Origin of the sequence: Minwuia sp. IMCC3009 (genome assembly GCF_029909415.1) — a bacterium.
In the GTDB taxonomy this organism is placed as follows: Bacteria; Pseudomonadota; Alphaproteobacteria; order Minwuiales; family Minwuiaceae; genus Minwuia.
In genome coordinates, this window is sequence record NZ_CP123781.1 from 2,844,880 (window position 1) to 2,867,889 (window position 23,010).

At 66.5% G+C, this 23,010-nt stretch carries 20 protein-coding genes; 2 read left to right on the top strand and 18 right to left on the bottom strand.

What is annotated here, in order from left to right; genetic code table 11:
- Positions 1-104: 104 nt before the first annotated feature.
- Complete coding sequence (locus QGV55_RS13300; protein ID WP_281016304.1) at positions 105-2,000, bottom strand: acyl-CoA synthetase; 1,896 nt, start codon at positions 1,998-2,000, stop codon at positions 105-107.
- A 112-nt stretch (positions 2,001-2,112) separates the two neighbouring features.
- On the opposite strand from QGV55_RS13300, the gene QGV55_RS13305 reads away from it, so the two are divergent.
- Entirely contained in the window at positions 2,113-2,904 is a 792-nt protein-coding gene (locus tag QGV55_RS13305; protein WP_281016303.1) for a helix-turn-helix transcriptional regulator, read from the top strand.
- 79 nt (positions 2,905-2,983) lie between these two features.
- Complete coding sequence (locus QGV55_RS13310) at positions 2,984-3,424, top strand: VOC family protein (RefSeq protein ID WP_281016302.1); 441 nt, start codon at positions 2,984-2,986, stop codon at positions 3,422-3,424.
- Between the two features lie 33 nt (positions 3,425-3,457).
- Here the strand turns inward: QGV55_RS13310 and lpxC are convergent, their stop codons facing one another.
- The 17 genes from lpxC to QGV55_RS13395 all read right to left on the bottom strand — a co-directional run bounded on the left by lpxC (position 3,458) and on the right by QGV55_RS13395 (position 22,996).
- Complete coding sequence (lpxC, locus tag QGV55_RS13315; RefSeq protein WP_281016301.1) at positions 3,458-4,363, bottom strand: UDP-3-O-acyl-N-acetylglucosamine deacetylase; 906 nt, start codon at positions 4,361-4,363, stop codon at positions 3,458-3,460.
- Between the two features lie 229 nt (positions 4,364-4,592).
- Positions 4,593-6,275, bottom strand: a complete 1,683-nt coding sequence (gene ftsZ, locus QGV55_RS13320) for a cell division protein FtsZ (protein ID WP_281016300.1) — start codon at positions 6,273-6,275, stop codon at positions 4,593-4,595.
- Positions 6,276-6,415: 140 nt separating this feature from the next.
- Positions 6,416-7,660 carry a cell division protein FtsA gene (ftsA, locus tag QGV55_RS13325; RefSeq protein ID WP_281016299.1) on the bottom strand — a complete coding sequence of 415 codons (1,245 nt, stop codon included), beginning with the start codon at positions 7,658-7,660 and terminating at the stop codon, positions 6,416-6,418.
- A gap of 43 nt (positions 7,661-7,703) precedes the next feature.
- Entirely contained in the window at positions 7,704-8,588 is an 885-nt protein-coding gene (locus tag QGV55_RS13330) for a cell division protein FtsQ/DivIB (RefSeq protein ID WP_281016298.1), read from the bottom strand.
- Positions 8,576-9,481 carry a D-alanine--D-alanine ligase gene (locus tag QGV55_RS13335; RefSeq protein WP_281016297.1) on the bottom strand — a complete coding sequence of 302 codons (906 nt, stop codon included), beginning with the start codon at positions 9,479-9,481 and terminating at the stop codon, positions 8,576-8,578. The genes QGV55_RS13330 and QGV55_RS13335 overlap by 13 nt, the downstream gene beginning before the upstream one ends.
- Positions 9,478-10,416, bottom strand: a complete 939-nt coding sequence (gene murB / locus QGV55_RS13340) for a UDP-N-acetylmuramate dehydrogenase (RefSeq protein WP_348637696.1) — start codon at positions 10,414-10,416, stop codon at positions 9,478-9,480. Before murB ends, QGV55_RS13335 begins: the two co-directional genes overlap by 4 nt.
- Before the next feature lie 5 nt (positions 10,417-10,421).
- The gene (gene murC / locus QGV55_RS13345) at positions 10,422-11,840 is read right to left on the bottom strand and encodes a UDP-N-acetylmuramate--L-alanine ligase (protein ID WP_281016295.1); all 1,419 of its coding nucleotides are present in this window, start codon (positions 11,838-11,840) and stop codon (positions 10,422-10,424) included.
- On the bottom strand, positions 11,837-12,946 hold the full coding sequence (murG, locus tag QGV55_RS13350; protein ID WP_281016294.1) for an undecaprenyldiphospho-muramoylpentapeptide beta-N-acetylglucosaminyltransferase: 1,110 nt from the start codon (positions 12,944-12,946) through the stop codon (positions 11,837-11,839). The genes murC and murG overlap by 4 nt, the downstream gene beginning before the upstream one ends.
- The gene (locus tag QGV55_RS13355) at positions 12,943-14,076 is read right to left on the bottom strand and encodes a putative peptidoglycan glycosyltransferase FtsW (protein WP_281016293.1); all 1,134 of its coding nucleotides are present in this window, start codon (positions 14,074-14,076) and stop codon (positions 12,943-12,945) included. The genes murG and QGV55_RS13355 overlap by 4 nt, the downstream gene beginning before the upstream one ends.
- The gene (gene murD / locus QGV55_RS13360) at positions 14,073-15,440 is read right to left on the bottom strand and encodes a UDP-N-acetylmuramoyl-L-alanine--D-glutamate ligase (RefSeq protein WP_281016292.1); all 1,368 of its coding nucleotides are present in this window, start codon (positions 15,438-15,440) and stop codon (positions 14,073-14,075) included. The genes QGV55_RS13355 and murD overlap by 4 nt, the downstream gene beginning before the upstream one ends.
- Positions 15,441-15,444: 4 nt before the next feature.
- Entirely contained in the window at positions 15,445-16,533 is a 1,089-nt protein-coding gene (gene mraY, locus QGV55_RS13365) for a phospho-N-acetylmuramoyl-pentapeptide-transferase (protein WP_281016291.1), read from the bottom strand.
- Positions 16,534-16,549: 16 nt separating this feature from the next.
- On the bottom strand, positions 16,550-17,980 hold the full coding sequence (murF, locus tag QGV55_RS13370) for a UDP-N-acetylmuramoyl-tripeptide--D-alanyl-D-alanine ligase (protein ID WP_281016290.1): 1,431 nt from the start codon (positions 17,978-17,980) through the stop codon (positions 16,550-16,552).
- On the bottom strand, positions 17,977-19,407 hold the full coding sequence (locus tag QGV55_RS13375) for a UDP-N-acetylmuramoyl-L-alanyl-D-glutamate--2,6-diaminopimelate ligase (protein ID WP_281016289.1): 1,431 nt from the start codon (positions 19,405-19,407) through the stop codon (positions 17,977-17,979). Before QGV55_RS13375 ends, murF begins: the two co-directional genes overlap by 4 nt.
- Positions 19,394-21,157 carry a penicillin-binding protein 2 gene (locus QGV55_RS13380; protein ID WP_281016288.1) on the bottom strand — a complete coding sequence of 588 codons (1,764 nt, stop codon included), beginning with the start codon at positions 21,155-21,157 and terminating at the stop codon, positions 19,394-19,396. The genes QGV55_RS13375 and QGV55_RS13380 overlap by 14 nt, the downstream gene beginning before the upstream one ends.
- Positions 21,154-21,501: a hypothetical protein gene (locus QGV55_RS13385; RefSeq protein ID WP_281016287.1), complete on the bottom strand. Its 348-nt coding sequence runs from the start codon at positions 21,499-21,501 to the stop codon at positions 21,154-21,156. Before QGV55_RS13385 ends, QGV55_RS13380 begins: the two co-directional genes overlap by 4 nt.
- Positions 21,498-22,490 carry a 16S rRNA (cytosine(1402)-N(4))-methyltransferase RsmH gene (gene rsmH / locus QGV55_RS13390; protein WP_281016286.1) on the bottom strand — a complete coding sequence of 331 codons (993 nt, stop codon included), beginning with the start codon at positions 22,488-22,490 and terminating at the stop codon, positions 21,498-21,500. The genes QGV55_RS13385 and rsmH overlap by 4 nt, the downstream gene beginning before the upstream one ends.
- Positions 22,490-22,996 (bottom strand): hypothetical protein, encoded by a 507-nt coding sequence (locus QGV55_RS13395; RefSeq protein WP_281016285.1) that lies wholly within the window; start codon positions 22,994-22,996, stop codon positions 22,490-22,492. The genes rsmH and QGV55_RS13395 overlap by 1 nt, the downstream gene beginning before the upstream one ends.
- Between the last annotated feature and the right edge of the window lie 14 nt (positions 22,997-23,010).

Genomic DNA, 23,010 nt, shown 5'->3' on the forward strand with positions numbered 1-23,010 from the left:
CGTAACCTCCTGATCCCTGATCAGGCGATGATCAGCCCATTGCGGTCAGCGCGGAATGCTCCGACGCGAACACTGGCTGTTTCGTTCGCGACGCCCCCTGCCATTCAGCCGTCGGCGACAGTGACCTCGGCACGGATCTCGTAGGCCCCCATGGCTTCCCTCACCTTCGCTGCGGCGGCCTCCCTGTCGCCCTCGCCGGAAATAGTCGCGGTTGCCAGCGTGCCATGAAGCTTGTCGGTGCGGACGTCGATGGCGATCTCGACCTGCATCTCCTTCGCCAGCGGCGCGAACTCCCGTTCATAGACCCGTCGCGCCGCGTCCAGCCGCAGTTGCGGCTTGAAGATCTTGCCGACGCCGGTCAGCGGCATCTCGGTCATCGCGATGATCTCGACCGGGTTCGCGGCACGCTCCGGAATGCGTTCGGCAACAAAGGCTTTCAGATTGTCCACGGTCTCGGTCTTGCCGGCACCGAACTGGACATAGGCCACGGGAATCTCACCAACGCGCTTGTCCGGGCGTCCGACCGCAGCCGCCAGTTCCACCGCCGGATGCTGGTACAGCACGTCCTCGATGGTTGCCGGATCGATATTGTGGCCGCCGCGAATGATCAGATCCTTGGCCCGTCCGGTCAGCCAGACGTAGCCATCCGCGTCCATCCGGCCCAGGTCCCCGGTATCGAACCAGCCGCTGTGGCGGTCCCCGCCCAGCCAGGCCTTCGAGTCATGGACTTCATCCAGATAACCGCCGAAGACCTGCGGACCACGCACCACCACCAGACCGATCTCGTCCGTGCCACAATCCCGCGCGATACCGCCCTTGCCGTCCGGTTCGACGATGCGCAACTGCATGTAGGGCTGCCGCAGCCCCACGGAGCCGACGCGAATGTCCCCCAGATAGGGATTGATCGTCGCAAAGCCGTGGGTCTCCGTCATGCCCCAGCCCTCGACCAGCGGAATGCCCAGCTTCTTCATCGCCGCATTGGCAACCTCGACGGAGAGTGTCGAACCGCCGACGCCGCCGAACTGCACCCGACTGAGATCATGATCTCCGACCGGCATCTGCAGCAGCATCGACCAGACCGTCGGCACGATGGGGATCTTGGTCCAGCCGAGGCGCGCGCAGTTGGCGTAGAAATCGCGCAGGGAGTTCGGGTTGCGATACCCCTCCGCCCCCAGCATGGTCACCGTCCGGCCCCAGACAAACGGCATCAGGCTGTAGCAGGTGCCGCCACCGACATGAAACAGCGGAATGCCCAGGGGATAATGCTGCGGCCCGTGACTGCTGTCGGTCGGGTCCGGCATGCAGTTGCCGAAGGTCCAGCTGTGCAGCATCAGGCCCTTCTGCGTGTGGCGCGCCAGCTTCGGCACCCCGGTGGTGCCCCCAGTGTGGAAGTAGGCGGCGACGTCGTCCAGATGGAAGTCGCGATCGAACGTCAGCCGGTCGTCCGCGACACCCTTGATCGCCTCCTCGTAGGAAACGACATCGGGTGTGCTTGCAGCCGGGCCACCGACCCGGATCAGCGTGATATGCGGCAGGGCCGCCTTCACCGCTTCCGCCTTGGGCCAGGGATCGGGGCTGATGGACGGATCGCAGGCGACCAGAACCTTCGTCCCCGCCGCCTTGCAGATGCCGACGATATGATCGACTTCCAGGAAGGGGTTCACCGGGTTCGCGATGCCCGCTGTTTCCGAACCCCAGAGGAAATACTGCGTCTCCGGGATGATCGGCATCAGCAGGGTCACGACATCCGTATCGCCGATCCCGAGATCACGCAGCAGGTTGGCGGTGGCCGTGATGCGGGCCAGCAGGTCGCGATACAGGATCGTCTGGGGTTCGTCATCCAGCTGCCCGTGCGCCAGAAAATGGATGGCAGGCCGGTCGGGCCAGGCGTTCGCCGACTTCGCGATTGCCGCGTAGACGTTCTCCGCCATCAGCCTGTCCTGCCAGGGGGTCTGCTCGACCTCCTCGACTTCCGCCAGCGTCGTCGGGATCTGTCGCACGATGTTCATCCTCCCCAGGGTGAAGTTTCTCTCTGCTGCAACGATAGCCATCCCCGATCCGCCGTCCAGCGTTCAGGCTGACCCGGGTCGGTATCGGTGACATGATGCGTGCATGGACATGCCCGATCAGCCAGCAGGCGACGAGACCTGCCCGCCCCTGCCCGCCGACCTGCGACCGTTTCTGGTCCGATGGGCCGGGTTCGCCGACATGGCTGCACCACCTTTCACCCACCGGATGCCGGCCACCACCTTCCTGCCGCTGATCATCAACTTCGCTGACCCTTATCTGATCCATGCCGGGCACAGGCCAGGCGCGGAAGCCGCCCACCACACGTTCACCGCCGGTCTGATCGACCGGTTCACCGTCGTGCGCTCCGTCGGCCCGGTGCATTGCGTGCAGGTGGACTTCACGCCTGCGGGTGCACGCGCATTCTTCCGCATCCCGCTGACGGAGATCACGGGGCAGGTGGTCAGTCTGGCGGATCTGCTGGGGCAGGATGGCCGCGACATCGTGGAAAGGCTCGCGCTCTGCGGCAACTGGCCGGAACGGTTCCGCATCCTGGAGCAGTTCCTGCGCGAGCGTATCCTGCCGGGAGCGCGGCAGAGTGCGGCTGTCATGCAGGCATTGCGGGCGATCGAGGCCAGCGCCGGTACGGCCCGGATCAGCCGACTGGCGCAAGAACTGGATATCAGCAGGGAGCATCTGACCCGGCGTTTCTCCGCCGAGGTCGGCATTGCTCCGAAGGCCTATGCCCGCATTGTCAGATTCGAGAATGCACTGCAGCAGCTTCAGGACGGATCGGACAATGTGGCCGCCATTGCGCACGGGACCGGGTACGCCGATCAGGCCCATCTGACGCGGGAGTTCGCGCGCATGGCGGGGACGACACCGGGGCAGGTCTGAGCAGGTCACATTTGTTCAATCCGCCTGCCCGGGCACTTGTCATCATGCCGGTCCGAACCATTGGACAGGAGGACCGCAAATGGCCGACGCCCCCATCGAACCACCACGCATCTACCTCACCCGCCGCTATCGCAACTGCCCGGCCATGATCGACTGGCTGGTGGACGTGATCGGCTTCCGGCGCCATTTCGTCGTGGAAGACGGCCAGGGCGGCATTGCCCATGCCCAGCTTGCCCTGGGTTCGGCGCTGATCATGGTTGGCAGCGCCCGTGATGACGAATTCGGCCAGGCCGTTGGGCAGCCCGGACCTGCCGCAGGCGACGGGACGTCCGTCTACATCGCCATCGATGATGCAGACGCACTCTGCGCCAGGGTCATCGCATCAGGTGTGGAGGTTCCAAGGCCGGTCGAGGACACGGACTATGGCAGCAGGGAATTCTCCTGCCGCGATCTGGAGGGGCTGTACTGGAATTTCGGAACCTACTGGCCGCAGGCCAGCGAGACGGAAAGCACGTCCTGAAGTCAGGCATCAGACCTGACGGTCAGCAGCCTTTCAGTCGGCGGCGTCCGCAATGCGGACGTCGTCCCAGTCCGTGGAGACCGCATTCTCGATGACATAGGCGGTCGGGTCCGCGAACAATGCATGCAGCAGCTTGTTGTTCAGCGCATGACCGGCCCGCTCACCATGGTAGTGGCCGATGATCTGGTAGCCTGCGGTACGCAGGTCGCCGATGGCGTCCAGCAGCTTGTGCCGCACGCTCTCGTCACCGAAACGCAGGCCTTCCGGATTCAGGACCTTGTCGCCCTGGACAACGACCGCATTGTCGAGGGAGCCGCCACGGGCAAGGCCCATGGACCGCATCTTCTCGATCTCCTCGAACAGGCAGAACGTCCGTGCGGGCGCAATGTCCTCTTCGAAATCGCCGAAGTCGGGATGGAACTGCGTCGACTGGCTGGCCAGCAGCGGATTGTCGAAGGCGATGTTGAAGCTGAGACGGAACTCCTCCGACGGCGTCAGGCGGGCCCAGTAGTCGCCTTCACCGACGCGCACTTCCTTCAGCACCCGCAGCACGCGGCGCGGCGCATTCTGTTCGACGATACCGGCTTCACGGATCATCTCCACGAAAGGACCGGCACTGCCGTCCATGACAGGTGTCTCGGCGCCTGAAACATCAACGATGACATTGTCCACGCCCTTGCCGGACAGGGCCGCCATGACGTGTTCGATGGTCGCCACACTGGCACCATGGGCGTTGGCGATGACCGTGCAGAGCCGCGTATCGGCAACATGGTCATGGCGTGCGGGGATCAGCGCGGCGTTTCCGTCCATGTCGGAGCGGCGGAAGACAATACCAGTCCCCGGCTCGGCAGGCGAAAAGGCAATCGTCACGTCCAGCCCCGAGTGCAGCGCTGTTCCGTGGCGTTCGACGCGTCGTGCGATGGTCCGTTGCAGGCTCACGCGATGTCCCCTCTGGACAGTCGGCTCCCCGCCGACAAATGAGTTCGATGCCACTCCCCACACCGGCCCTGTGCCGGTCAGCATCCACCCGCCCTTCCCCGACCCGTTAAACAGACAAACGAATCAATGAAAGATAAGGCGCTGTCAGGGGTTATATGAATCGCCCTGACAGCGCTCAAGTCACTCTTTGTTACCCACTGTTACCCTTTCCGTCAGGCACGGCGAACGCTCAGTTCGCCTGCCTGCGCAGGAAGGCCGGAATGTCCAGGTCATCCTCGGAACCCGCGGATTTCCGCGGCTCCGCCTCAGGCAGGGACAGTCCTGAAAGCATGGGCTCCGCCCGCTCGGCCTCGGATGCCTGTTCACTGCCCCGGTTCGGGAACAGCGGACGCTTCGGCTGGGCATTGGTCTGGGTCTCGTCGGCGGACCGGGACTTGCCCCGCAGCCGGTTCAGGAACCGGCGTGCACCCGTCGGCTTTTCCTCCGCCGGGGCCTGCGTCACAGGTGCGGGCGGTGCGGTGTCGATGGTCCGCGCCGTCTGTGCGGACGGTGCCAGGAAGCCATCATCCAGCCCGCTCTCGGAGGCCGGAATGTGCCGCGGTTCCGGGGCCGAACGCGCCGGATAGGACGGAATCTCGTAGGTCCGCTCCGTCACACCCTTTGCCTCGACCTTCTCCTCGACCGGTGCCTGGAAGATGTCGTGATCAGCGACGTCGTCGACAACCGGCTGGGTTTCAGCGGTGCCGACGGCTTCCTCGGCGTCGAGATCGGTTTCCATCTCCATTTCCGGCTCGAGCTTGCGCGCCGTGGCGAAATTGCCGCCGGACGGGATCGTCCCACCCGACATCGGGCGGCTCGCCGTCAGTTCAGCCGGTGCGGTGACGGAACGATCCGCCGTGGCAACGACACGCGGGGTGAAGCCCTGGGGTACCGCCTTCTCTGCCTGCATCACGTCGATGCCGGTGGCGACGATGGAGACGCGCATCTTGCCGTCCAGCGACGGGTCGAGGATGGAGCCGATGATGATGTTGGCGTCCTCGTCAACTTCCTCGCGGATCAGGTTCGCGGCCTCGTCGACCTCGTGCAGGGTCAGATCCATGCCACCGGTCACATTGACCAGAACACCCTGTGCGGTGCTCAGCGACATGTCCTCCAGCAGCGGGTTGGCGATTGCGGCAGAGGCCGCGGCCTGCGCACGATCCTCGCCCTCGGCCTCGCCCGTACCCATCATCGCCTTGCCCATCTCGTTCATGACGGTGCGGACATCGGCGAAGTCGAGGTTGATCAGGCCCGGTTCCACCATCAGATCGGTGATGGAGCGGACACCGGAGTGCAGCACCTCGTCAGCGATCTTGAAGGCATCCGCGAAGGTCGTCTTGTCGGTCGCGACCTTGAACAGGTTCTGGTTCGGGATGACGATCAGCGTGTCGACGCTCGACTGCAGCTCACGCACACCCGCGTCGGCAATGGCCAGACGGCGCTTGCCCTCGAACTGGAACGGCTTGGTGACGACACCGACGGTCAGCACGCCATGCTCCCGCGCGACGCGGGCGATCACCGGTGCCGCGCCCGTGCCCGTACCACCACCCATTCCGGCGGTGATGAAGCACATGTGCGCGCCTTCCAGATACTCCAGGATCAGCGGCATGGCCTCCTCGGCGGCCTGACGGCCGACGTCCGGCTGCGCGCCCGCGCCCAGTCCCTGCGTCAGACCGGCACCAAGCTGGATGCGGTTGGTCGTCTTGGACTTGGCGAGTGCCTGGGCGTCGGTGTTCGCGGCGACGAACTCCACACCCTGCAGCTCCGATTCGATCATGTTGTTGACGGCATTGCCGCCGGCGCCACCGACGCCAAATACCACGATGCGTGGCAGCATCTCGGTGAGTTCAGGATTGGTCAGGTTAATGGCCATGTCGATGCCTCCTTATGTATGCCCGACAGACGGTTTCAGTGGGGAATGCCTGGTATGTGCGGTGCTCCGGGCTTGGGTGTTGTTGACGGACTCACCCTTTCCGGCGTTCCGACGCGAGGGGGCCTCATGGAACGCAAACATCAGAAGTTCTCCCTGAGCCAACGACCCAGGCGGACAATCCGCCCGACACGGCCAGGAAGGGTGGCTGGCACGTCAACCGCATGACGTGCTTCGAGACGACGCTCGGCGAAGGCGATGGTGCCTGCCAGCGTTGTGAAATCAGGTCCGGACATGTCCTTCTTCAGACCGGCCAGACCAATCGGACGACCCAGGCTGACGGGCCGGTCGAGAATGTCGCGCGCGACGGCGTCGATGCCGGTCAGCAGGCTGCCGCCGCCCGTCAGGACGACGTTGCGCCCGGCGATTGCCGCATGACCCGAGGAATCGATGATGTCCCGCACGGTTTCGAAGATCTCCTCCACCCGCGGGCGGATCACACCGGTCAGCAGCGACAGGGCCATCTGCCCTGTGCCGTCCGTCCAGCCCTCCACGAAGGATGGCAGCGCGACGGTCACATCGTCGTCGTTGGGACCGACGAACAGGCTGCCATGGCGGGTCTTCAGCCGTTCGGCGAAGGCCAGCGTCAGCCCGGGAATGGAGGCGATGTCGTTGGTGATATGCGCACTGCCGATGGGGATCGCGTCGGCGAAGATCAGCGTGCCGTTGCGGAAGATGCCGATCTTGGTCACGCCCGCGCCCAGATCGATGACGACGGAGCCGAGATCACGGGCATCCCAGCTCAGACAGCCAAGTCCGGCGGCATAGGGGGCCGCGACCAGATCGACCGGGCGCAGCAGGCACCGCTCGATGCACATCTTCAGGTTCCGCTGCGCGCCTTGTGCGGCGGAAAGCAGGTGCACCCGCGCACTCAGCCGCCGCCCCACCATGCCGCGCGGGTCCTGGATACCTGTCTCTCCGTCCAGCGCGAAGCCGACCGGAATTGCGTGCAGGACGGAGCGCTCTCCCTGCTCCTCCCGCGTGCCCGCAAGCTGCAGCAGCCGCCGCACGTCCTGATCCGTGATCGGCCGGTCGGGGGCGGCGATCTCCACCTCCGCCACATGACTGGACGGCATGCCGCCGGAGAGGGAGACGAAGACATCATCCACCGCCACGCCTGCGCGCTGCTCCGCCTGATCCACCACATCGCGGATCGCGGCCTCCGCCGCATCCATGTCGGTGATCACGCCACGGCGCAAACCCTCCGCACGGCGCGACGCCGCACCAAGCACGCGATAGCCGTCATCCAGCGGCTGTGCCACGGCACAGCTGATCTTGCTGGACCCGACATCCAGCGCCGCAATGAACTGGGATCGTCCGTTCGCCATTACCCTGCAGCCCCTGTTCGACCCTGATCCGCCCTCTGCATGATCAGGTCTCCTGTTCCTGCGGCTTCTGATCGCCGCCACTGTCCCTGCCCCGCACGATCACGCGCCCCGGTATGCGCATGTCCACGAAGCCAACGTCGTCCGCCAGCAGTCGCTTGCGGTGTTTCGGTTCATCCAGATGCTGCCAGGCGGCGTCCGCGCCCTGCTCCGGCAGGCTGATGGTGATGCCGCTCTCCAGGGTCACGTCCCAGCGCCGTTCCCGGATCAGGCTGGCCGACTGCACCTGCCGCGCGAGGCGGGGGGAGCCATCCAGCAGGTCCAGCAGTTCCGCCGCCCGGACATTTGCGCCGTCGCCGACAATCCGGGGCAGATAGGCAAAGCGGTGACCGACGTCGGACAGGATGATCTCCCCATCCCGGTCGATCAGGCTGGTCCGGCCATCGCGCTGCCAGCGGGCAAAGGCCACACGTTCGGTGATGTCGATATGCAGACGGTCCGGCAGGTGACGCTGCACCTCGGCCGATGCGATCCAGCCAACGCTTTCCAGACGGGCCTGAAGCTCATCCAGGTCGAGGCGCAGGATCGGGGTCCCGACTTCCACATCCAGGGCGCGACGCAGGGCATTCATGCCCGCCTTGTCACGCCCCGTCAGGGTAACCTCTTCCACCGTCAGACCCACGACGCGATAACCGTCGTCGACCATCTCCCCCAGAGCGATGAAGGCCTGTGCGTGCCAGCCTTGCCGCACCGCATGGAAGGTCGCGCCAATGACGCCGATCATCAGGGCGACGGCGATCCAGCTCCAGACCCGGCGGCGGCGCTCCCGCCGCGGCATGGTGCGCTGCTGCTTCCCGGACCTGCGGTTTGCCTTCGCGGTCTTGGTCTCCTGCAGGGGACGCTCGGCGGCCTTCGCGGTCAGCGATCGCATGATGCATCCTCCACCAGTCGGGTACACAGCGTCTCGAAGTCGATGCCCTGGTGCAGTGCGATCTCGGGCGCCAGTGATGTGGGTGTCATGCCAGGCTGGGTGTTCACTTCCAGCAGGAACAGTTTTGCCGGCCCCTCCCCGGTATCGTCATAGCGCAGGTCGGAACGGGTGATGCCGCGGCAGCCCAGCAACCGGTGCGCCAGCAATGAGATCTCGCAGGCGGCGCTATAGTCGGCCTCCGGAAGCGGTGCGGGCATCACGTGACGCGACCCGCCGGGCGCATACTTGGCCTCGTAGTCATAGAAGCGCCCCGGCGACAGGATCTCGATGGCACCCAGCACCTCGTCAAAGGCCACGGCCACCTGGACCTCGCGCCCCGGGATGTAGCGTTCCACCAGCACCGGCGCCTCCGGGTCGCCGGTTTCCAGCGGCGGGATGTTGTCGCCCTCCAGAATGATGTCGACACCGACCGAGGAGCCTTCATTGATCGGCTTGATGACCAGCGGGGCCTGCCAGTCCGAGCGCGCGGCCAGGGCACGACGGGTCAGCACCTCGCCATCCGGCGTCGGGATTCCGGCCTCACGGAACAGCGCCTTGGCAGCGGGCTTGTTGATGGCAATGGCCGACGCCAGAACACCGGAGTGGGTATAGGGAATACCCATCATCTCCAGCATGCCCTGCACCGTTCCGTCCTCTCCGAAGCGGCCATGCAGCGCATTGAAGACCACGTCCGGGCGAACTTCGGTCAGCCGTGTCGCCAGGTTCCGGTCCACGTCGATGCGCGTGACCCTGAACCCGCAGGCTTCGAGCGCATCCGCACAGGCCGCACCTGTGACCAGCGAGACCTCGCGTTCGACCGACCAGCCACCCATCAGGACTGCAACATGTTTCATGCGCTGCCCCCCGGACCGACACCGATGCGTCGGATCTCCCAGTGCAGTTCCACACCGGATGTTTCAGCCACCCGGCGGCGCACGGTCTCGCCCAGAGTCTCGAGGTCCGCAGCAGTTGCATTGCCCCGGTTGATCAGGAAGTTGCAGTGCTGCTCCGAAACCTGTGCATCGCCCACCACCAGGCCCCGGCAACCGGCCGCATCGATCAGTTCCCAGGCCTTGGCACCCGGCGGGTTGGCGAAGGTGGAACCGCCCGTGCTGGACTTCACCGGCTGGCTGAGATTGCGGGCGGCACTGATTTCCTTCATGCGCGCATCGATGTTTTCACGCTTTCCGGGAACGGTCCGGAACAGCGCATCCACGAAGATCGCGTCCGAGGGCGCCGCACAATGCCGGTAGCCGAAGCCAAGCTCCGTCACCGACGATTCCTGCATTTCCCCGGCAGCGTCGATCCAGCGCGCGGAGACCAGAACATCCTTCACTTCCGCCCCGTAGGCCCCGGCATTCATGCGCAGCGCGCCACCCACCGTGCCCGGCACGCCACGCAGGAACTCGAGGCCAGAGAGACCGGCATCGCGGGCCTTCATCGACAGGTTCACGTCGCTTAGGCCGGCGCCCGCACGGATCGCGACTGTTCCTTCCGAGCGGATCACCTCGAAATCGCTGAAACCACGTCCGAGGCGGATCACCACGCCCGGCACACCGCCGTCGCGCACCAGCAGGTTGGAACCGACACCAATCACCGTCACCGGCACATCAGTCGGTTTCGCCGCCAGGAATGCCATCAGATCGGCCTGATCGGCGGGGCGGAACAGCACCTCCGCCGGGCCGCCGACACGGAACCAGGTGAGCGCACTCAGGGGCGCATCGGCGGTGTAGCTGCCCCGGACGTCGGGCAGTCGGCTGATCAGGTCGTTGCGGGGGATCGGGGTCATGTCGTTCATTGCCCTCCCCCCTGCAGCGCACGCAGGGCTTCCGGCAGGGCGTTGGCCCAGAGCGAGATGCTGCCGGCACCCAGGCAGACAACCAGATCGCCGGGACGGGCCACATCGGCGACGGTGCGGGCCAGATCCTCCGGCGCGCCGAGGGCATGGACATCGCGATGGCCGCGCTGGCGCAGTCCGGCGACCAGCCCCGCCTTGTCCGCGCCCTCGATCGGCTGCTCGCCCGCCGGGAAGACGTCGGTGACGATCACCGTGTCCGCATCATTGAAACAGGTGCAGAAATCCTCGAACAGGGCGGCGAGGCGGGTGTAGCGGTGCGGCTGGGCGACCGCGATGACACGACCGCTGGTCGCGTTGCGCGCCGCCTTCAGCACCGCATCGATTTCCACCGGATGGTGGCCATAGTCGTCGATCACGGTGATGCCGCCGGCTTCGCCCGTGCGGGTGAAGCGCCGCTTGACCCCGGCGAAACCCGCCAGCCCGTCCCGGATCAGGGTATCGCTGGCACCAAGTTCGCGCGCCACGGCAATGGCCGCCAGGCTGTTGAGCACGTTGTGACGGCCCGGCATCGGCAGGACCAGGCCCGTGATCTCGCTCTCGCTGCCGCTGCGCCGGTCGCGCAGGGCCACGTCGAAATGTGCGGAACCGCCATCGAAGCTCAGGTTACGGGCCTGAACGTCGGCCTGCGGACTGAACCCGTAGGAGATCACCCGCCGGTCGGTGATCCTCCCCATCAGCGCCTGGACCTCCGGGTGGTCGATGCACATGACCGCCGCGCCGTAGAAAGGGATGTTCTCCAGGAAGGACAGGAAGGCGTCGCGGATCTCGTCGAAGTCGCTGTAGTAGTCCAGATGTTCCGGATCCATGTTGGTGACGACCGCGATGGTCGCGGGCAGCTTCACGAAGCTGCCGTCGGACTCATCGGCCTCCACCACCATCCATTCGCCATCACCCAGCCGCGCGTTGGTGCCATAGGCGTTGATGATGCCGCCGTTGATCACCGTCGGGTCCAGCCCGGCATGATCCAGCAGCGCCGCAACCATGGATGTCGTCGTGGTCTTGCCGTGCGTGCCACCCACTGCGACGGACCATTTCAGGCGCATCAGCTCGGCCAGCATCTCCGCGCGGCGCACTACCGGGATCAGCCGTGCGCGCGCTGCCACGACTTCCGGGTTGTCCGGCTTCACCGCCGAGGACACCACAAGCGCCCCCGCATCGCCCAGGTTCGCACCATCATGACCGATGGCGACACTGATCCCGAGGCCGCGCAGTCGCTCCACATTGGCGTTGGCCGAGATGTCGCTGCCCTGCACCGCGTAGCCGAGATTGTGCATCACCTCGGCGATGCCGCTCATGCCGATGCCGCCGATGCCGACAAAGTGGATCGCGCCGATGTTCATGGGGCTGCGGGTCATGACTGCGCCCCGCTGCCAATGTGCTCCGCCAGGTCAGCGAGCTTGCCTGCCGCGTCCAGCCGGGCGCTGTTTCGGGCGGCCCCGGCCATGCGGGCCAATGCTGCCGGGTCCTCCAGCAGCGCCATGACGGAACGGGCGCAACTGCCCCGGTCGAACCGGTCGTTCGGCACCATCCATGCGGCACCCGCCGCGCGGACAGCCTCCGCATTTGCCGTCTGATGGTCGTCGGCGGCGTGCGGGTAGGGCACCAGGATCGCCGGACGTCCGGCAGCCGCCAGCTCGGTCACCGTCGATGCACCGGCGCGCGCGATGACCAGATCCGCCTCCGCCAGCAGGCGCGGCATGTCATCGAAGAAGGTTTCCACCGTCGCCGGGATACCGGCGGCCTGGTAGGCTTCGCGGACGCGCATCAGATCCTCCGACCGGGCCTGCTGCACGACATGCAGGCGCGTGCGCATGCCCGCCGGGATGTCGGCCAGCGCATCGGGCACGACGTCAGAGAAGATGCGCGCGCCCTGGCTGCCACCGAAGACAAGGATGCGGACCGGGGCCGTGCCGCGCGGATCGGGCGCGACATAGGCAAGCTCCCCGACGCGGGCCACTGCAGCCCGCACGGGATTGCCGACAACGATGGTCTCACCGGTTGCGGCGCGGGTTTCGGGGAACGTCAGCGCGATGGCGCTGGCGCGGCGGGCCAGCTTGCGGTTGGCCCGGCCCAGATGGGCGTTCTGTTCATGCAGGATGCTCGGGATACCCATTGCCTGTGCCATCCAGACCGTGGGCAGGGAGGCATAGCCGCCAAAGCCCACGACGGCGGCAGGCCGCAGCGCGCGAAGGATCGCGCGGGCATCCATGGCGCCGAGAGCCAGCAACATCGCCGCGCGAAAACGGCCAAGCAGGCTGCCCACCGGTGCGGCGGCACGGATCACGCGAACCGCGATACCGGGGAAGCGTTCCGCCAGCCCGCTGGCCCGAAGATCAGTGACCAGGACCAGATCGCGGCCACGCCGCAGCAGCTCCTCCGCCAGCGCCTGCGCCGGGAACAGGTGCCCGCCCGTGCCGCCAGCGGTCAGGACGAAGGGTGCCATGCGTGCGGAAGACGTCATCGCCGTGCCTCCCCGCGTGCCTGGCCTGGTGTCTGGCGGCGCATCAGGGCGAGCAGACAGCCCGCCGAAACCGACAGCGCAAGCAGGGATGATCCGCCGTAGGAGATGAACGGCAGTGTCATGCCCTTCGTCGGCAGAAGATTCAGGTTCACCCCGATGTTCACCGCTGCCTGAAGTCCGAACAGCGTCAGGAAACCGGTGCAGGAAAGGACAATGAACAGGTCGCCCTCCCCCCGCATGCGGAACAGGCCCCGCACCACGATCAGCGCGAACAGCAGGATGCCGAGGATGCAGGCGATGGCACCGAATTCCTCTGCCGCGACGGCAAAGATGAAATCCGTATGGCCGTCGGGCAGCAGGTACTTGACCTCCCCCTGCCCCGGCCCGCGCCCGGTCAGCCCCCCGGCCTCGAAAGCCTCCATGGCGCGGCGGACCTGATAGTTCTCCGCCGCGGGATCCAGGAACCGGTCAAAGCGCGACTGCACATGGTCGAACATGTGATAGGCGCCGAACATCGCCCCGGCGCCCAGCGCCAGCAAGGCGCCGACCATCAGCATCGGCATGCCGGCAACGAAGTACTGCGCCGCCCAGACACAGGCGATCACCAGCGACATGCCGATGTCCGGCTGCAGGGCGAGGATGGCGATGATCGTGACACACAGACCTGCCGAGACCCCGACACCGGGCAGCGTCGGGTCACGCCGTCCCGCCGCCATCAGCCAGGCCGAGACGATGATGAAGGTCGGCTTCAGGAACTCGGAAGGCTGCACCGACAGGGGGCCGAGACGCAGCCAGCGGGAAGCGCCATTGACCTCATGCCCGATGACATGGGTCGACAGCGTGGCCAGCAGGACAAGCCCGAACAGGGCGATGGCGTAACGTCGGATGGTCTCCACGCTCAGGATCGACAGTCCGATCAGGCAGATCAGGGCCGGGCCGACATAGGTGAGCTGGCGCTTCACGAAGTGGAAGTGTTCCAGGTTGTTGCGCAGCGCCGTAGCCGGTCCCGCGGCGAGCGTCAGGGTGATGCCCAGCGCGATCAGCAGCAGGAAAGCCACGAGGGTGAAGCGGTCCACCGTCCACCACCAGCGGCCCAGGGTCGATGTATCCGTGCGCCCGAAGCCGATCATGACACGACCTCCGCGCTCAGCAGGTCGGCCACCAGGGCGCGGAATGCATCACCGCGCGCCTCGAAGTCCGTGAACTGGTCGAAGCTGGCGCAGGCGGGGGACAGCAGCACGACACCGCCACCGGCCGCCTCGGCATCGCTGGTCGCCTGAGCCACAGCGCGCGCCAGCGTGCCGCTCGGCACGCAGTCGGTGCGACCGGAAAGCTCGACCGCAAACCGCGCTTCCGCCGCGCCGATCAGATAGGTTCTGGCCACGCGATCAAGGAACGGCAGCACGGGCGCGAGCGGGCCATCCTTCGGCACGCCACCCGCGATCCAGTAGATCCGCTCGAAGGAAGCGAGCGCCCGCGCCGCAGCCTCGGGGTTGGTCGCCTTGGAGTCATTGTAGAAGCTGACGCCACCGCGTTCGCCCAGCCGCTCGATGCGATGCGGCAGGCCCGGGAAACTGCCGATACCCGCCGCGATCTTCGCGGCACCAAGGCCGAGCGCCTGACAGGCGGCAATGGCCGCCGCCACATTCTGGTGATTGTGCTTTCCGGGCAGGGTGGGATGGCCGTTCAGGTCGATGATGCTAAGGCCGTCGGCAAAGGCACGACCCTCAAGCACATAGACGGAGCCGGGACGGGGGCGTCCGACGGCAATCGGACATATCTTCAGGCCCTGGACCTGTGAGAGGGTATCGACCAGATCACGGCCATAGCGGTCATCGATGCCGATCACGGCAGTACAGCCGCTGTCCATGCGGGCAAACAGCTTGCGCTTCGCATTCACGTATCCGGCCATGCCGCCATGTCGGTCCAGATGGTCCGGGGTGATGTTCAGCAGGATACCGACCTCGGGCCGGATCGAGGGGGTCAGGTCGATCTGGTAGGACGACAGTTCCAGCACGTGCACGCGGTCCGGCGTTCCCGGCGCCAGTTCCAGCACGGGCACGCCGATGTTTCCCGCGATGGCCGCGTCGAGGCCCGCTGACTGCAGCACATGTCCGATCATTGCGGTGGTCGTGGACTTGCCGTTGGTCCCGGTCACGGCAACGATCCGCGCATCCGGCATCTGCCGCACGAACAGCTCCACATCGCCGATGACTTCCACCCCGGCATCCGTCGCGGCGACGACCGCGGGATGCGGCTTCGGATGGGTCAACGGGATGCCCGGCGCCAGCACGAGCATGTCGATTGCCGACCAGCCGGCCTTGTCCGGGGCGACCATCTCCACGCTGCTGACCCTTGCGCGGGCGTCCGCAGTGTCATCCCAGGCCAGGACACGGGCACCGCCGGCCAGAGCGGCGGCAACCACTGCCCGCCCGCTGCGCGCGAGCCCCAGCACGAACAGGGTCTTGTCCTTGCAAATGGTGAGCGGGATCATCGGCCTACCTCAGCTTCAGCGTGGCGAGGCCGACCAGCGCCAGAATGAAGGCGATGATCCAGAACCGGATGACGATGGTGGGCTCCTGCCAGCCCTTCTGCTCGAAGTGGTGATGCAGCGGGGCCATGCGGAACACCCGCTTGCCCGTGGTCTTGAAGCTGGCGACCTGCACGATCACCGAGACCGCCTCCAGCACGAACAGGCCGCCGACGATGGCCAGCACCAGTTCATGCTTCACCACCACGGCGATGGAACCGAGCGCGCCACCCAGTGCCAGCGAACCGGTATCGCCCATGAAGACCATGGCCGGCGGGGCGTTGAACCACAGGAACCCGAGCGCGGCACCGACCAGCGCACCGCAAAGGACGGCGAGTTCGCCGGCACCGGCGATGTACTGGATCTGCAGGTAGCCCGCGAAGATCGAGTTGCCGGTGACATAGGTGATCAGCGCAAAGGTTCCGGCGGCGATCATGACCGGCACGATGGCCAGACCGTCGAGGCCGTCTGTCAGGTTGACGGCGTTCGATGACCCCACGATCACGAACATGGCGAAGGGTACGAAGAACCAGCCGAGGTCCAGCAGCACATCCTTCAGGAACGGCAGCGCCAGCCGGTTCTCCAGGGAATCAGGCGAGATCGCGCCGAGCCAGAGCACGGCAACGAGGCAGATGGCGAACTCCACGGCCAGCTTGGTCTTGCCGCGCAGGCCCCGGCTGGAGGCTCCGGTCACCTTGGCGAAGTCGTCCATGAAGCCGATGGCGCCGAAACTCAGCGTCACGAACATGACGATCCACACGTAGCCGTTCGTCAGGTCGGCCCAGAGCAGGGTCGCGATGGTCACCGCAAGCAGGATCAGGAATCCGCCCATGGTCGGCGTGCCCTGCTTCGTGATCAGGTGGCTGGCCGGCCCGTCATCGCGGATCGGCTGATTGTAGCGCGGTCGGGACTTCAGCCAGGCAATGAAGCGCGGCCCGACGATGAAACTCACCAGCAGCGCGGTGATCACCGCTCCGCCGGTCCTGAAGGTCAGGTAGCGGAACAGGTTGAAGACCTGGAAATCGTCGGCCAGCGGGAAAAGCAGATTGTAGAGCATGTGGCGCGTCCCCCCTTCAGCCGCAGGCCGCGCGCGGAAGTTCCGCTGCGGCCTCCAGGTTCGTCAGGGCGGCAACCACGGGTGCCATCCGGCTGCCCAGCGATCCCTTCACCAGCACCACATCGCCCGCATGGACCTGCGTCAGCGCCGGGTCGATCAGTTCGGCGGAGGTCGCGGCATGCAGTACGGTATCGATCCGGCCGGTCAGCGCATCCGCCAGTGCGCCCATGTCCTTGCCGCAGAGCAGGGCGACATCGACAGCCGCAGCCAGAACGTCAGCCGACAGCTCGCGATGCAGCGACGCGGAGGTCTCGCCGAGCTCCAGCATGTCACCAAGGATGGCAATGCGCCGCCCGCCTGCACCGGGTGCGGTGGTGCCCAGCACACCAAGGGCGGCACGCACACTGGCCGGATTGGCGTTGTAGCTGTCGTCGATCAGCCTGAAGCTGCGACCGTCATGCAGGACAACCGTCTGCTGCGCGCCCCGACCGGCCACGGCCTCCAGGGTTCGCAGGGCTGGTGCAGCCCGACCCATGTTGCCGCCCGCCTGATCGATTGCCGCCATCACGGCCATGGCATTGCTGACCCAGTGCTGGCCGGGAATGCCGATGCACAGCGCCGCCTCGTGCCCGTTCAGCCGCGCCTCGACACAGGAAGCCTCCGGCTTCAGGGAGATACGGACAGCGCGATATTCCGCCGTCTCGGCCAGGCCGAAGTTCACGATCCGGGCGACCCCGGCCCGCTGTGCGGCAGCAACCAGTTGCGCGTGGCAGTCATTGTCCGCGGGCAGCACGGCAACGCCGTCGTCCGTCAGCCCCTCGAAGATCTCCGCCTTGGCATCCGCGATCTCGCTGATCGAACCGAAAGCCGCCAGGTGTGCGGCCTCGACCGTCGTGATCACCGCAACATCGGGGCGCACCATTGCGGTCAGCGCCCGAATCTCGCCCGGGTGGTTCATGCCCATCTCAAGCACCGCCACCCCGGTCTCGCGGGGCATCCGGGCGAGTGTCAGTGGCACACCCCAGTGATTGTTGTAGCTCTTCTCCGACGCATGCACGGCAACACCGGATGCGGTCAGACAATGCGCCAGCGCCGCCTTCGTGCTGGTCTTGCCGCAGGAACCGGTAACACCGATGATGCGGGCATCCGTCCGTGCCCGGGCGGCAACGCCCAGCGCCTCCAGCCCCGCCATGGTATCCGTGACCAGCAGCAGGCACGCCGGATCCACACCTTCGGGCCGGGCATGAACCATCGCCGCAACCGCGCCGGCATCCAGTGCGGCGGCAACATGGTCATGACCGTCGGCATTGGGTCCGGCAAGGGCAATGAACAGGTCGCCCTTCGCCAAGGTCCGGCTGTCGATCGAAACACCCGTCGCCGACCATGATCCGGCGACTGCGCCGCCGGTGGCATCCGCGGCTTCACGGGCTGTCCAGAGCACGCTCATGCCTGGCCCTCCAGTGCCGCGCGGGTCTCGGTCATGTCATCGAAGGGAAGCACCCGGTCACCGATCTTCTGTCCGGTCTCATGCCCCTTGCCCGCGACCAGCAGCACATCACCGTCCTGCATCAGGCCGACACCGTGGCGGATTGCGGCTGCCCGGTCCCCGATCTCGATACCCCCGGGACAGGCGGCCATGATGGCCTGACGAATGGCTGACGGATCCTCGGTGCGCGGATTGTCATCGGAGACGATGGCGATGTCGGCCAGGGTCGCGGCAATCTCACCCATCATCGGGCGCTTCTGCGTGTCCCGGTCCCCGCCGCAGCCGAACACCACGATCAACCGACCGGCCGTCAGGGGGCGCAGCGTGCGCAGCACGGCGGCAAGCGCGTCCGGCTTGTGCGCATAATCGACAAAAGCGGCGGCGCTGCCCCTGGACCCGGCCAGGTGCAGACGGCCAGGTGCCCCCTCAAGCTCGGGCAGCGCCGCCAGGCTCCCTCGGAACGCGGAGCCGAGGGAAACGGAAAGGGCGACCGCAGCAGTGACATTCTCCGCCTGGAACGCCCCGATCAGGGGAAGCCGGATGGTCAGCGTCTCGCCCGCGTGGCTGATCGTGACGGTCTGGCCATCCAGCCGCGCGTCATCGATCGAGAAACGGAAATCGGCCTTGCCGGTGCCATAGCTGACGACCCGCAGGCCCGCGGCCCGTGCCGCCTCCGTCACATCAGCCGAGACCGCATCATCGGCATTGATGACCGCAGGCGCACCCGTCGGCAGCAGATCCCGAAACAGCCGCAGCTTTGCATTCAGGTAGTCGGCACGGTCCCGGTGATAGTCGAGATGGTCGTGCCCCAGGTTGGTGAAGATCGCACCCGACAGCTTCAGCCCGTCGAGACGTCGCTGTACAAGTCCATGGCTGGAGGCTTCCAGCGCCAGATGGGTGACGCCGCTGTCCGCCAGCGCCGCCACGTCGCGATGCAGTGCCACGGGATCAGGTGTCGTCAGCGATCCGGCGGAAAATCCGTCCGGCCCCTGGATGCCCAGCGTGCCGAGGCTCGCCGCCCGCAGGCCCTGCGCGGCCCATATCTGGCGCAGGAACCAGACGACCGACGACTTGCCGCTGGTGCCGGTCACCGCCGCCACCGTCTCCGGCTGCGTGCCATAGAACCGGGCCGCCATCCGCGCCAGGCAGCTCCGGGCGTCCTGCCCGACGACCACGGGAACATCCGCCGACAACGGACGTTCCGCCAGCACCGCAACGGCGCCGCGGGCGACCGCATCGGCCACGAAGCGGCTGCCATCCGTCTGCGTGCCGCCAAGGGCCGCGAACAGGAAGCCGGGTTTCACATCCCGGCTGTCCGCCGTGATGCCGGTGATCTCCAGTGCGGCGTTGCTGCCTGCCTTGCTGCCCATCAGGTCAGAGAGTCGCATCGCGTCCTCCCCTGGCCTTCTTCGCGAGCGGGTCAGCGGAAGGCGGCAGCGCCAGCGCGCGCAGGATCTCCGGATCCAGCTCATCGACCGGGGCAACACCCAGCAGCGGCGCCACGCGCCTGATGATGCGTCCGACGGTGGGCGCCGCGTTCCAGCCCGCCGTCATGTAGTTATAGGTCTGCTTGGTCCCCTGCGGCTCGTCCAGCATGGCGAGCACGACGTAGCGCGGGGCCTGCATCGGGAAGACGCCAACGAAGGAGGTGATCAGCCGCTTGCGCGCATAGCCCTTCTCGATGGCCTTCTCGGCCGTGCCGGTCTTGCCGCCGACGACATAGCCCTGCGCCGCCGCACTGCGTCCTGTCCCGTCCGCCACGACAAGGCGCAGCAGCTTGCGGATGCTGTCGGATGTCTTCTCGGAAATCACCCGACGCAGGGTTGCCGGATTGTCCAGAGACCGCTTCAGCAACGTCGGCTCGATCAGGTTGCCGCCATTGACCATGGCACCGATGGCGGTGGCCAGATGCAGCGGCGATACCGAGAGCCCGTGCCCGAAGCCGATGGTCATGGTTTCCAGCTCACCCCAGCGATAGGGCAGTTGCGGCGCCACCAGTTCGGGGATCTCGATCGCCGCCCGCTCCAGCAGACCGAGCGAGCCGAGAAACTTGCGCTGGTTCTCGGTTCCGACATCCACGGCCATCTTCGCGGCACCGATGTTGGAGGAGAACTTGAAGATCTCCGCCACCGTCATCTCACGCTTCTTGGCGTGATGGTCGCGAATGCGGAAACGGCCGAAACGGATCGGGTCGGTGGCGTCATAGCTGTCGCTCAGCCGCTTGCCCGCCTCCAGCGCCATGGCCGCCGTGAAGGTCTTGAAGGTCGACCCCATTTCGTAGCGGCCATAGGTGGCGCGATTGAAGAACGCATCCTCGCGCAGCGACTCCCGCAGGTTGGCATCGAAATCCGGCAGGGAGACCATGGAGAGGATCTCGCCATTGGTCACATCCATGACCAGCGCCGCGCCACCAATTGCGGAGAAGGTCTCGACCGCCCGCGCCAGTTCGGCCCGCACCGCATGCTGCACACCGAGATTGATGGAGCTCGCGACCGGCGGGTTGGAGGGATCCAGAAGCCGGTCCTCGACACCACGCTCCAGCCCCGCACGCCCCTGACGTTCGGAGTCCATGAAGCCGACCACATGGGCAGTCAGACGTCCGTTGGGATAGCTGCGGGTGACCGTCGGCACCAGACTGATGGACGGATCACCGACGCGCATCACCGCCGCCACCTGATCCGGCGTCAGGCGCCAGCGCAGCCAGAGCGCGCCCTTCGCCTTCTCCAGCCGCTCCAGCACCCGCGCGGGCGTGGTGTCCCCCAGCGCCTCAGCCAGACGCCAGGCCAGCCGGTCCGGCCTCCGCACCTTGCGGGTCTCGATGGACAATGCATGTGTCGGCAGATCCACCGCCAGCAACTGCCCATCCCGATCAGTGATCGCGGAGCGGGTCCGCCATTTCGCAGGCAGCTCCGGCGCCACGGCAACCGTTGCCGCCTCCGCCGCCATGCCGGACCCCAGATCCGGCTTGGACAGATGGATCACGCGGGCAGAGAGCGCCGTGAAACCGATCGCGAAGGCGAGTCCCAGCATGGTCAGGCGTCGGCGCACGCGGGTGATGTCGCTGCCCGGCAACTGACACTGCAGGTCGCTCTGCGCCAGTTCGGTGCCGGGCGGCCTGTCGAACAGGGTCCGGTTCATGGCCGCACCTTCCCGCTCGACGGATCAACGACGCCCTTCGCGACCGTCAGGCCGTTCAGTTCGTCCATCAATGGCTGCAGGTCCGCATCGGAGGCGATCATGCGACCCACATCCGGTGGCGCCAGCGGCAGATGCAGTGCTGCCAGCTCCTCCAGCCGTTCGGGCCGGGTCAGATAGCTCCACTCCACATCCAGCACATGGATGTCGCGGCGGGTTTCGGCGATCTCGTGCTCCACCCGCACCGCCTCGTCTTCCGCGGCGTCATAGCGACGTTCGCTCTCGTAGACCGCACCGATGGCGAGGGCAGCGATGAACAGGGCGAGCATGAGGAACAGGCGGCTCATGCGGCCAACTCCTCGAAACCTTCGGATTCGGGCCAGGCCGGGGCATCAAGGCGCTCGGCCAGACGCAGACGGGCAGAGCGGGACCGCGGGTTCGCGGCAACCTCCGCCTCGTCCGCCTTTTCCGCGCCACGACTGACCAACCTGAAGGAGGGCGCCGGAGCCTCCACGATCACCGGACGATGCCGGGAAGCACCCGGCGCGTTGCCCGTGCGAGGCGTCAGGAACCGTTTCACCATCCGGTCCTCGAGGCTGTGGAAGCTGACAACGGCCAGCCGTCCGCCGGGACGCAGCAACTGCTCCGACGCGATCAGGCCACGGCGCAGTTCCCCCAGTTCGTCGTTCACGACAATGCGGATCGCCTGAAACACTCGCGTGGCCGGATGAATGCGGCCTGGCTTCGTCGGCGCGGCGCGCGCGACGATGGCGGCAAGCTCCGCCGTGCTGCGGATCGGCCGGTCAACCCGCACCTTGTCGATGGCGCGGGCGATGGGTCGGGATTTCCGCTCCTCGCCAAAGCGGTAGAAGATGTCGGCCAGACGCTCCACCGGCCAGTCGTTGACGATCTCCGCCGCCGTCAGCGGACCATCACCCATGCGCATGTCCAGCGGGCCATCATGCTGGAAGGAGAATCCCCGCTCCGCCTGATCCAGTTGCGGTGAGGACACGCCGAGATCCATCGCGATACCGTCCAGGCTGTCGATGCCGATGCCCGCCAGCAGCGCGGCCATGTCGCCAAAGCACCCTTCCAGCACGGTCAGCCGACCGTCGAACCGTTCCGCGTCCTGCCTTGCCGCCGCGATCGCGCGCGGGTCACGGTCAATCGCGATCACCTGGCAGTCACAGGCATTCAGCCACTGACGGGTGTAGCCGCCCAATCCATAGGTGCAGTCCAGGTAGCGCCGTCCGGCGGACAGGGCCAGCCCCCGCGCCACCGCCGTGCCCATGACCGGAACATGACCCTCGCGCGGCTCGACAGATGCGCGTTCCATCATGCGTCCTCGTCTGGCAGCGAGGTGACCTGAACCTGTGGCGCCCGACGGCTCCGCGCCAGCGCCCCGCGATGTTTCTCGCGGGAGCGGATGCGCGCGGCCTCCAGCACTTCCCTGGAGCGTTCCGGGCTGAGCAGATAGAACCGGTCGGCGCGCCCCATGAAGACGACCTGATCGGTGACGCCAATCGCTTCCTGCAGCTCCGGCGACAGCACGACGCGGCCATCCTTGTCGAAGGACAGGGTATTCGCCCCGCCGAACAGGTAGGTGGCAAGATCCTCCACCTCCTCCGACTGCGGATCCTTTTCCTCCAGCCGTTCGAAGATGCCTTCCAGCACCCGGCGCGGAAACGCCTCCATGACCCCATCCTTGTAGGACGGGATCACCATCATTTCGGAATCTCCCTGTTCTTCCAGAAGCGCACGAAAGCGGGCCGGGATCGATACACGGCCCTTGCCGTCGATCCGGTGCGTGAAACTGCCGGAGAAGTAATTCGCTCCCGGCACATTCGGCTCCACTT